The 10800-nt window shown below is 61.1% G+C and carries 9 protein-coding genes and 2 pseudogenes; 5 read left to right on the top strand and 6 right to left on the bottom strand.

What is annotated here, in order from left to right; translation table 11 throughout:
- The 3 genes from IPM80_12435 to IPM80_12425 all read right to left on the bottom strand — a co-directional run.
- The coding region (locus IPM80_12435; GenBank protein ID MBK8959210.1) for a DUF3987 domain-containing protein at positions 1-512 on the bottom strand (512 nt) is incomplete at its 3' end.
- Entirely contained in the window at positions 491-2104 is a 1614-nt protein-coding gene (locus IPM80_12430; GenBank protein ID MBK8959209.1) for a DUF3987 domain-containing protein, read from the bottom strand. The genes IPM80_12435 and IPM80_12430, both read right to left, overlap by 22 nt.
- A gap of 7 nt (positions 2105-2111) precedes the next feature.
- On the bottom strand, positions 2112-2339 hold the full coding sequence (locus IPM80_12425; protein MBK8959208.1) for an AlpA family transcriptional regulator: 228 nt from the start codon (positions 2337-2339) through the stop codon (positions 2112-2114).
- A gap of 937 nt (positions 2340-3276) precedes the next feature.
- On the opposite strand from IPM80_12425, the pseudogene IPM80_12420 reads away from it, so the two are divergent.
- Positions 3277-4135 (top strand): annotated as a pseudogene (locus IPM80_12420) (integrase domain-containing protein).
- Between the two features lie 157 nt (positions 4136-4292).
- Here IPM80_12420 and IPM80_12415 read toward each other — a convergent pair.
- Positions 4293-5357 (bottom strand): annotated as a pseudogene (locus tag IPM80_12415) (DUF932 domain-containing protein).
- A 215-nt stretch (positions 5358-5572) separates the two neighbouring features.
- On the opposite strand from IPM80_12415, the gene IPM80_12410 reads away from it, so the two are divergent.
- Positions 5573-6835, top strand: a complete 1263-nt coding sequence (locus tag IPM80_12410) for an IS256 family transposase (GenBank protein ID MBK8959207.1) — start codon at positions 5573-5575, stop codon at positions 6833-6835.
- A gap of 192 nt (positions 6836-7027) precedes the next feature.
- Here the strand turns inward: IPM80_12410 and IPM80_12405 are convergent, their stop codons facing one another.
- Positions 7028-7234, bottom strand: coding sequence for a hypothetical protein (locus tag IPM80_12405; GenBank protein ID MBK8959206.1), 207 nt, complete (start codon positions 7232-7234; stop codon positions 7028-7030).
- Between the two features lie 24 nt (positions 7235-7258).
- A complete protein-coding gene (locus tag IPM80_12400; GenBank protein MBK8959205.1) occupies positions 7259-7432 on the bottom strand; it encodes a hypothetical protein in 174 nt (57 codons plus the stop codon).
- A gap of 574 nt (positions 7433-8006) precedes the next feature.
- Between IPM80_12400 and IPM80_12395 the strand changes: the two genes are divergently transcribed.
- The 3 genes from IPM80_12395 to IPM80_12385 are packed head-to-tail and all read left to right on the top strand — an operon-like array spanning position 8007 to position 10743.
- Positions 8007-9860: a TolC family protein gene (locus IPM80_12395; GenBank protein ID MBK8959204.1), complete on the top strand. Its 1854-nt coding sequence runs from the start codon at positions 8007-8009 to the stop codon at positions 9858-9860.
- The gene (locus tag IPM80_12390; protein MBK8959203.1) at positions 9857-10333 is read left to right on the top strand and encodes an efflux RND transporter periplasmic adaptor subunit; all 477 of its coding nucleotides are present in this window, start codon (positions 9857-9859) and stop codon (positions 10331-10333) included. Before IPM80_12395 ends, IPM80_12390 begins: the two co-directional genes overlap by 4 nt.
- Positions 10261-10743 carry an efflux RND transporter periplasmic adaptor subunit gene (locus tag IPM80_12385; GenBank protein ID MBK8959202.1) on the top strand — a complete coding sequence of 161 codons (483 nt, stop codon included), beginning with the start codon at positions 10261-10263 and terminating at the stop codon, positions 10741-10743. The genes IPM80_12390 and IPM80_12385 overlap by 73 nt, the downstream gene beginning before the upstream one ends.
- Positions 10744-10800 lie beyond the last annotated feature (57 nt).

The following is a 10800-nucleotide window of genomic DNA, read 5'->3' as shown; positions in this document are numbered from 1 at the left end:
ACGCCATGTTCCATGACGTGGAACAGTGCCGCCAAGCGCACCAGATTCTCGGACGCCTTGGCAGCCACATCGCGTACCGCATGAAGCTCGCCGTCTCGCCCCAGCTGATGCTCGATGGTGTTGAAGATCTGGATCCACGCCTGGCGAGCGGCTTGTGACAAGTCGAGCACGACAGGGGTGAGGCCGCCGTGGGCGTCGGTAGCGAGCGGGGTATCAAGCAGCGTGCAAATGCGCTCTGCGAACCGCATGACCGCTGGCATGGACTCTGGGGCCGGTCGATACGTTCGAGACCCTTGAGTACTCAGCGGCCAAGCGATTAGAAAACGCGCGATGAAACCCGTTCCGCGTGGCAGCGTCCCGGCACGCTCCAGGAAACTGCGGAAGGCTTCGGGTTGGGCCATGAGGCCAAAGGTCAGTCGTCGACCGCGCAATACAAACGAAGGGCGAGTGCGTCGATCGATGGCCATCTCTCCGCCGTCCCAAAGCACATTCAACAAGGCCAGATTGCGCATGAGGTTGTCTTGTCCATGCCGTGGGCGCCGAATACGGCGCCGGCCTCGGCCGAGAGCACACCCGCACTGGGCCATCCGGTTGCCAGGGCATGGGCGAGCGCCTCCGGAGTCGCGTCGGCATAGAGCAGGCGTGGAACGGCTAGCGGCGACGGCGCTTCCTGCAGTAGCGCTTCCAAAGACGATTCTTCCTTGGTGGAATCCAGTGACCGTCGTCGTTTGAGTTTGATGGCGTCGAGGAGCCCGGACTTCTTGGCTTCGAAGGTCGCGAGCGTCGCTTCGGACTTTTTGATGTCGTGCGCGAGGTCCTGTCGTCGCTCACTCTCCCAGCGACGCAGGGCGGCGCCGAAGATGGCATCGGAGGTCGTCTTACGCTCGCCCGAGTCAGCGAGCGCGAGCAGATAGAGCGACACCGGACCGACGAGGTGATGATCGCGTCGAACATTGACCAAGCTCTGAACCGCGACCGAAAGTGTCGAGAGGGCCGAGGAGGCCACCAGTGCCATCGGCGCCTGGACGAAGGATTGGGCCTGTCTGACTGCGTCGCCCAAAACACCAGGCAAGGCGTGGTCGGGATAAGGCGTGGCGTCGATGGGTGCTCCGAGTGGTTCAGGCTCTGTCCAGTCGGTCTCTCCTTCCGCAAGCACATCGACTGTGAGTAACGATTCGTTCGCGGGGACCAAGGCAGTATCGAGCGCCGTTCTTACGGCATCCGGGCCCTCCTTGCGGTGGAGATCGTTGAAGTCGGTTTCGCCGGACAAGCGCCCGGCGCCAAAGGACGGAATAGCTACCGCTGCCCCACTTTCCCGGGCGGCGTTCGTGGCGAGTGCGAGCCCAGGGTTGCCGGGCGTCTCAAAATCATCGTCGGCACACACGATGAGGGAAGCCTCGGGATAGGTCTGCCGGATGGTTCTTGCCACTGCCGCAAGATTGCCGGCATTAAACGCCGCGGCGGCCGGGTAACCGGTCGCCTCGTGAATAGTCGCGGCCGTGGCGTAGCCCTCAGCGACGCACACGACCGCCTGGCCCTCGCTGATGGTACCGAACAGGTAACACATGCCGGCGACCCGTCCCCCTCTCAAAAAGCGCTTACTGCCGTCACCCGCTATGAATTGCAGGCTATGCAGTGTTCCGTCAACCGCGCGCAGCGGCACGACCAGCGCGCCCTTGTATTCGCGCAGGTCGTGGCCCGAGACCTTCTTCTGCGCCAGGTACGGATGGGAGGGAGTCGCCGCACGAGCGGCGTACCAGATCCGGGCCGCGCGTCGTCGCGCGTCGGCCTGAGTCTGGGCCGCCTCCTCGGCGCGTTTGATACGCGTGGCCGCATCCCGTCGCGCCAAGTCATCTCGCTCGGCGCGTGTCAGTGGCCGCCCGATGTTTAGTCGCCACGGTTGCCAACCGTGGCCGTCGCGCCAGTTCTCGAACCCGCCGGCAGGGAAGCCATCGAGATGGAGCACGTAGGACGCGTCGTCTTTGCCATGCTTGCCGGCGACATCGCAGCGATGAAATTCTCCGTCAGCAATGATCGTTTCAGGTGGAATGACGTTCCGCGCCTCGAGCGCCGCGCGGAACTGCTCAAAGATTTCTGCGCTCATCTGTCGCTTACCGGGCCGGCCGGCCAGCACGGCTACGCGAGATCTTCACGCGCTCCGCGATCCAGTCGCTGACATCGGATTCAAGCCAGCCTACCGACCGTGGGCCCAGTGCAATGGACTGCGGGAACTCGCCGTCCTTGATGTATTGGTACAGGGTACTGCGAGATAGGCCGGTGCGTTGTTGGACCTGTGGGCGGCGCAGGATGGTCGGCTCTCTGTGGTTGTTCTGCTGCATGTTCGGCATCTCCTGGATTGAATCTGGTGTCGCAAAGACCGGCGCTGTCATCGCGAGCCACGCAACGGTCTTCTGTGGAGATACGGAATCGAGGCGAAAAGTGTCGGACTTCGTGGCGCTAGCGCGGCGCAATCTGATCTCGATAGGATCTGAGTGGACTCGAAATCAAAGAGCTGCAAGCACTACAATTTGCAGCCAACAGAGAAAGCGCGCGCCGGCCTTGCCTCCGAGCGCGTTCTTGCGGCAGAATTTTCGATACGAATTTCACGCTGGCTGAGTCAGCCCGATTGATGCCCGTTAACGCATCGCCCAGCTCGTTTACGCGAGCGCTCAAACCGGCCTCATCTCCTGCAAGCCGGCGGCCGCAAGGTTGGAGATCTTCGTCAGCCTCTTCTCGCAATCGTCAAGCGCGCGTCTGCGCCAGTCTGTTCTTCAGCGCTCTGCGCCAATCGTCAGCAGCCATTCGCTGCGCCAACAGCGTCGTCACTACGCGGCGCCAGCCAGTAGTGACGACGCGCACTCTGCCCCAGCGCATCCGCGCATTTCGGGATCTGTCGCAGGTGACAACCCCACGTGACGGCCTCCCCGGCACGTCGTTATCTCAGACCACGCAATGCGGTCTGACCTCTCCCGCTCTGTGCGGCTCCTCAGCAATCGCGTCAACCGGCGCACCCCAGAGCCTCGGGTCAATGGCTCACCTCGATGGAGAGACTTCCACAGGAAGCGCCATCGACGCCAATGCCGCGTGCCGCGGCGGCAACCAGAAAACTCGGCACGAAACGGAGTGGTGTCCTGTGTCCCTCGTAGTTCCCGCGGCGCGCTCAGGCGTTCGGGACGACAGAAACACTTACCAGAAATTAGATACACCAAAGACAACGACGCAGACAACGCCGAGGGGCAACAGACGGAAACCGGACAAGGAGGCCGCCAGACGCGAGTGCGAGACCTTAACTACGAACTGAAGCAGATCTGTCGGCGCAATCGCGACGGCAGTTATGCGACACAGTGATCGCGAGCGCTGCTGCTCGCCCTGGTCGCCACCCAGCTCCATGAGTTGGGCTACCGGCATCTGGCAGCAGCAAGCCTCAAGCCCAAGCATGTGGATGCGCTGGTCGAGCGCTGGAAGGCAGAGGGCCTCACGATTGGCACTATCAAGAATCGCATGGCAGAGCTCCGATGGTGGGCCGAGAAGATCGGCAAACAGCATGTGCTCGCCCGCGACAACGATCATTACGGGATCGGAAGACGCCAATACGTCACCAACGTCAGCAAGGCCCGCGAACTGGTCGCGACCGAACTCGCCAAAGTCACCGATACTACACTCAGATGTCCCTGCGCCTGCAAGCGGCATTTGTCTGCGGCGCGCGGAGTCCATCAAGATCTGTCCGGTGTGGGCCGATCGCGGTAACAACCTCGCACTAAAGGACACTGGACGAAAGGTGGGCGCTCGCGAGATCCCAATTCGTAACGACGAACAACGCCAGGTTATCGATGCAGCCAAGGCACTCGCCGGCAGGGGCAGTTTGATCCCCGGCGGGGCACCTACATCGAGCAACTCGGCGCTTCGAGCATCAATGCGCGACCGCTGGAATAATCGCGCCCACGGTCACCGCCACCAGTACGCACAAACCCGATACCGCGAATTCACCGGCTGGTCGGCCCCGGCAGCCGGTGGGCCGCGCTCCAAAGAATTGACGCCGGCGCAGCGCGGGTCCGATCATCCAGGCGCGTCTGATCATCAGCGCAGAGCTGGGCCATGTTCGCGAGCAATCACTGCGCTTTACCTCGGACGATAGTCCGCCACCGATCATCCGCCGCGACCAAGTCGTCAGCACTGCTGACAGTCAAAAAAATGCCCGGGCAACCGTGAGGTTGTACCGGGGGAAGGAGGCAGTCAGTTATCAGGGGCAGTGGTCTTCAAGGCCAACCTTTCGACGCGCTGTCTAACGACTTTCAGGCGGCTTGCGCCAATTCCTTCCAGTCCTTGGCGGGTGAATCGATCAGCCGGCCATCCAACGCCTCGAACTCGGTTGCACGGTCATAGTCCTCGACCTCCTGCGAGTAGTACGTCACCGCGTTAACGAGACCGTAGGCGGAGATCTCCTTCGACGAGAGGTGTCGCAACACGCCGGACCGCTCGGTTTCATTGGGCGTGTATTGGCGGTTGGCCAGCACTTCGACCGTCTTCACCGGATTGCCAGTCAACGGAATCTCTCGGGTCTTCTGGAACTTTGAGGGCGACCTGCCTGAACGTCGCCTCGGAGATCGCCTTCCACCACATCTCGGACCTTCAGGAAGAACGCTCGGTCGTCGGCTGCCAGGGTGTCATCCCGGTAGACGTTGACCGATTCATCTTCCGACTGCAGCGCTCGCCCGACATGGGTTTTGCGCAAGGAACGGTCTGGCGCGATGAGCCCATTGCGACATACCAACCGGAAGATGAGCGGCTGCACCGACAAGGTGCCGCAGCCCACCTCCGAGTTGGAAATGACCACACCTGCCTGCACGATGTCGCCGGGGGCGACTTCGTACTCAACGCGGGGCGTCACGACTTTCAGATACATCTTCGTCTCGGTCAGCTCGACCGATTCAAAGCGTGCACCTTCGAGGCGATGCAGGATGGGCAATACATTCTCGGCCGGATCGAAGTTATCGAGCCGCGGATATCTGTCGGACAACACGGCACGCACGGTGCCATCCAAAGTGCGGATCATCCGGCGGTCGCCGTCGGTCCGCAGCCAGGTATTGACGTTGCTGTCCAGCAAGGCCGGTTGCTCAGAGCGCATGCGCTCGAAGTAGGCGAACGGGATCTTGAGCTTATCGGCGAGCTGGTGCCGCGCGAGGCTATTGACGCCGTATTCGACTTCGCCCGGTCGGGCTTCCACTAACATCTTGAGGTCGCCGCCCACATCGGCACGGCATTGCAGCAGAGAGGAAGGCGGCGACGAGATCCTGCTTGCGACCAAGCTGGCGCTCGAGTTCTTCGGCCAGGTTTACGAGTGAACGTCCGCTTTTCATATTGATTACTCCAATGGATAAGCGGAGACGGCATGCCCGAACACGGGGATGCACATCCTTCCTAGGGTTACAGAAGTAAGAGCGAGAAACGCGGCCCAGATTGATGACGCAGATTGCTCTGCGCCGACGCTGGCAATGCATGTCGGCGCCGGCCGAAAAGGGTCTGTCAGATTTTTTGTGTGCGAGGCATATCATGACAATCGTAAGGAGTCAGTATGCCAAGCAAACGCAAAAAGACAGAGGTTTCCGGCAGCGGTCGTGAGTTCGTCATTCCACCGGAGCAGTTAGACCAGATCGTCAAGGGACCGATGACCCAGAGCGAGGTGGAGACGGCGTGCCGGGCGCTCAAGAAGGCAGTCATCGAACGCGCCATGGGTGCCGAGATGAGCCAGCACCTGGGCTACGAGCCAGGCGAAGCGAGACCCCCCGGCCAATCCAACCATCGCAACGGCACGAGCGGGAAGACCGTTCTGACCGACGAAGGTGCGGTGCGTATCGAAGTGCCGCGCGACCGCGAAGGCAGCTTCGAACCGCAGATTGTGCCCAAACACGAACGTCGTTTCACCGGCTTCGACCAGAAGATCGTGGCGATGTACGCGCGCGGCATGACGGTGCGCGAGATCCAGGGCTACCTGGTGGAGATGTACGGCACCGAGGTCTCGCCGGAGTTCATCAGCAAAGTCACCGACGAGGTGATGGCGGAGGTGACGGCCTGGCAGAGCCGACCACTGGAGCCCCTGTATCCAGTCATCTTCTTCGATGCCTTACGGGCGAATATCCGCGACGATGCCGTGGTGCGCAACAAGGCCGTTTACCTCGCTTTAGGCGTGCTGCCGGACGGCACCCGCGATGTTCTGGGGATCTGGAATGAGCAGACCGAGGGTGCCAAGTTCTGGTTGAAGGTGTTCAACGATCTGAAAACGCGCGGCGTCAACGACGTTCTGATTGCGGTCGTCGATGGCCTCAAAGGCCTGGCTGAGGCCATCGAAGTGGCCTACCCGCAGACCACCGTTCAGACCTGCATCGTCCATTTGATCCGCAACAGCCTCGATTACGCGAGTTGGAAAGATCGTAAGGCGGTGGCGGCAGCCTTGCGGCCGGTCTATACCGCGACCAGCGCTGAGGCCGCCGCCGAAGAGCTTGAAGCATTTTCGGCAGGGCCGTGGGGCACGAAGTACCCGACCATCGCCCGATCGTGGCGGCGGGCCTGGGAGCACGTCATCCCGTTCTTCGCGTTTCCGCCGGAGGTGCGGCGCGTGATCTACACGACCAACGCCATCGAAAGTCTGCATATGCAGCTACGGAAGATCATCAAAACGTGTGGTCACTTTCCGAGCGACGAGGCGGCGACCAAGCTGTTGTGGCTGGCGCTACGAAACATCCTGAAGGACAAAGTAAGATCGGCCAAGGAATGGCGAGCGGCGATGAATCAGTTCGCCATCATGTACGGCGACCGGTTCACCGGCACACAAATGTGAAACCCGCCTCGCACACAGAATTTCTGACACCCCCGCCGAAAAGTGAGCCAGTTACTACCACGAGTTCCGAAATATCAGCGCTGATCCCAACGCTCACCTAGCCCGACTTGTCTTGCAGATCATAGACACCATGCGGACTCATCGGACCCAACTCGCCCATGAAGTCGTCGACGTCTACTTTCTCCGGTTTGCCTATCGGTCGATATTCGCGACCACCGTATTTTTAGGCCCAACCAGCTCTTTCTTCTTCGTATCCACTGAGATGGCTGGATTGTCACCTTTGAACTGCTTCTTGATCTGCGCGTTGATGTGATCAAACTGCGCATCCCGATCGGCGTGCTGCGCCCCTTCCAGCGTCTTGCGGTTCGCTTGAAGGCGGTAATCCAGATACTTCAGCAGCCGACCCTCCGTCCGATAGCTGACCTAGTGACCGTTACGCACCAACTCCTCCGCAAGCACACGAAGACACTCGCATGTCCAGCGCAACGCCGACTCCGCATCGCCTTGCGTGCTCGGCTCGACCAGGGACTCCAACGCGCCTAACAGCGCCGGATCTTCTTCTATCTTCCTTCGCCGCCAGCCACCGGGCTGGCGCACGCGACACTTATCTTCTAATGAACCCTAACCAGCGGGTCGTCCACGCTCATCATCGGCACAAGTCCTAATGCCGCAGTGGGGTTGAAGTTTAGACGTGCTTGGCCGATACTGCTCCCATGCTACAGCGCGCACTTATCGTGATGCTTATCCTCATGCTCCCTTTGCAGGGCACCCTGGCGATGCTGGGCGAGATGACGAATCACGACTCCGGCGCTGGAATCGACGGCACTTCCATTTCCACGCATGGACATATCGACACAGTGCACGGTAGTGATGCCGGCGCAAACGACATTGATGAATTCCATTGTTGTCATCTGACCGTCTCTTGGCACCGGCGCCGCAGCCGGTTTTGTCTGGCAACAGCAGCGTGTGTCTCTTCTCTTCGGCGCACGATGACGTGCGCGACTTTCTGGCTCCCGAAACCATCGAACGACCTGACTGGCACGTTACGCATCACGCGTAACGTGTAGATCGCAGGACCGGCCGTCCACGGCCGGAACCACAATCGTCGCTGACGGTTGTGACTGCCTCAATCTTCACGGCGGATCCCCCTCAACCAACAGGGAACCACCTGATGATCAGGTCATCCATATTGTGTTTGCTGACACTTATTGCGTCCTTGCCGGGACGCGCCGCCGATACGGTACCGGCGCCGGAAAGCACCTCCGAGCGCAAAGTTGCGTTGACGTTCGAGGCCGCGCTCACGCTCGCCGACGGCGTCAATCCAGAATTGGCGGTGGCTAGCCGTCAGATCGAGATTGCCGCCGGTACCGAGTTGCAGGCGCAAGCGCGACCAAACCCCGATTTGAGTTTTACTGGCGATTGGCTGGGCCAGCCTCAGCGAGAATCGACACTTGCGCTGTCTCAGGAAATCGAACTGGGCGGCAAGCGCAAGGCGCGCATGAGCTACGCCGCACTTGGCCGTGAGGTGGCAACCGTCGCTGCCGCTGCGGAACGTGCCAATGTGCGAGCGACCGTCAGACAGACCTTTTTCAGCGCGCTCGCCGCGCAGGAACAGACTCGCCTGGGCGCGGCCTCCGTAGCGCTAGCGACACGTGCGGCAAATGCCGCGGGCCGGCAGATCAAGGCCGGACGCCTGGCACCGGTAGCACTCAGTCGCGCACAAATAGCGGTGTCGAATGCGGAGCTCGATCTTATCGAGGCCGAGACACAGCTCGCCACGGCGCGCAAACGCCTTTATGCATTGTGGGGCGAAACCGACGACTTGGCGCCGCTTGCGGGTGTGCTCGAGTCCCTTCCGACCCTGCCTGAGCAGGCGGAGCTTTTTCAGGCTGTCGAGCAGGCGCCGCAAATGCTGCAGGCGCGTCGCGATATCGAACGTGGCGAGGCCGGCATCGGCGTTGAGCGCAGCCGCCGCATCGGTAACCTGACCATCGGCGGTGGCGCACGGCGCCTCGCCGAAGATGGTAGCAATGCAGCTGTTGTCACGCTTTCGATGCCGTTGCCGATCTTCGATCGTAACCAAGGCAATCTCGCTGCAGCGATTGCTACGCGCGACCAGGCGGTGGACCGTGAACGTGCATTGCGCACGCGCTTGCAGCGCGATATTGGCGAAGCCTATGCCCAATATCGAGGACGTCGACTTGCAGTCGCCGCCATCCACGACAACATTCTTCCGGCCGCTCAGCTTGCACTGGATGCGACTAGCAAAGCATTCGAATTAGGGCGCTTCGGCATCATCGACGTTCTCGACGCACAGAAAATACTGTTCACCGCCCGCACGCAGTATGCCCGGGCGCTCGCCGATGCCCATAGTGCCTATGCCGACATCGAACGCGCGTGGGCGGCATCACTGCCATCGCAGTCGAAAAACATGATGGAGAGAGCAATGAACTCTAAGCAGACGATCGCGGTAGTGGCACTCATCGTGGGCACCTTGGCAGCGGGCTGGGTTGTCCTCAGTGCGCCGGATTCGCCAGCCACGGATGAGCAGGGACACGGGGCTTCGGAGCTTGGATCTGAAGAACCAGAGCAAGCCGAAGACAGTGTCGCCCCCCGCCATGGGGGGCGCGTGTTCACAACCGGCTCCTTCACAGTCGAACTGGCGATTGCCGAGGACGGCATACCACCCGAGTTCCGCGCATACCTGTACGATGAGGGCAAGCCGCTGTCGCCAACCGGCGTCGAATTGGTAGTTGAATTGAGGCGGCTCGGTCGTGATCCGCAGCGCATCACCTTCGATGTCGTCGGTGACTACTTGCGTGGCAACGCAGAAATCGTCGAACCGCACTCCTTCGACGTCACCATCAATGTCTTGCACACGATGGCAAACGCTACACGTACACCTACGCCCAGGCCGAAGGACGCGTCAGCATATCGACAGATCTGCTCGAACGCAGTGGCATTCGACTCGCCAAAGCAGGTCCGGGGAGTATCGCCATCACCAGTGAGTTGCTCGGGGAAGTGACTCTGAACGAGGAGCGATTGGCGCACGTTGTGCCACCCATCGCGGGGATCGCGCGAACCGTCGTTGCACGTACCGGCGACCGCGTCGCCGCCGCCGGCCAGCTACTGGCGATTCTCTCAAGCCAGACGCTGGCGCAGCAACGCAGTGCTTTACTGAGTGCCCGTAAACGTCGCGATCTGGCTCGCACCGTTGTGGCGCGCGAGCAGCAACTGTGGGACGCGCAGATCTCTGCAGAGCAGGATCTGATCCAGGCACGCAACGGCGTACAGGAGGCTGATATCGAAGTTGCGGGACTCGAACAGCAATTGTCGGCGTTGGGTATATCGAGCGCTGACACCGGAGATCTGGCGAGCTTCGAACTGCGTGCGCCATTTAGTGGGACGATCATCGAGAGAGGCATATCTCGCAGGGCGAAGCCGTCGGCGGGGATGCCACAGCCTTCGTCATCGCCGACCTCTCGACCGTGTGGATAGCGGCGACCGTCTCGTCCCGCGATTTGGCGAGCGTGCGCGCCGGACTGATAGCGAGCGTACGGGCTGGCGACAAGGGCGAACCAGTTACCGGTACCGTCGAGTACGTCAGTCCCATCATCAGCGAAGATAACCGCACCGCTGCCGCCCGCATCGTCCTCGACAACGAGGATGGTCGCTGGCGACCCGGGCTGCCCGTCCAGATAACCATCGTCAGCGAGCGTCTCAATGTGCCGTTGGCCGTGGAACGCGAAGCTCTGCAGACATTCCGCGATTGGACAGTAGTTTTCGGCCGCTATGGCGATGCTTTCGAAGCGCGCCCGGTAACGCTCGGTCGTGGCGATGCAACGACAGTGGAGATCCTGGACGGGCTACTCCTGGCGAGAGCTACGCGGCGACCAACGGCTTTCTGATCAAGGCCGACATCGAAAAATCCGAGCCAGCCATGACCACTGAAGTGTCGTTCGAAT

The organism is Pseudomonadota bacterium (assembly GCA_016719885.1).
GTDB lineage: Bacteria > Pseudomonadota > Gammaproteobacteria.
Note: the sequence above shows the minus strand (reverse complement) of the source record. Positions and strands in the feature narration are given on the sequence as shown.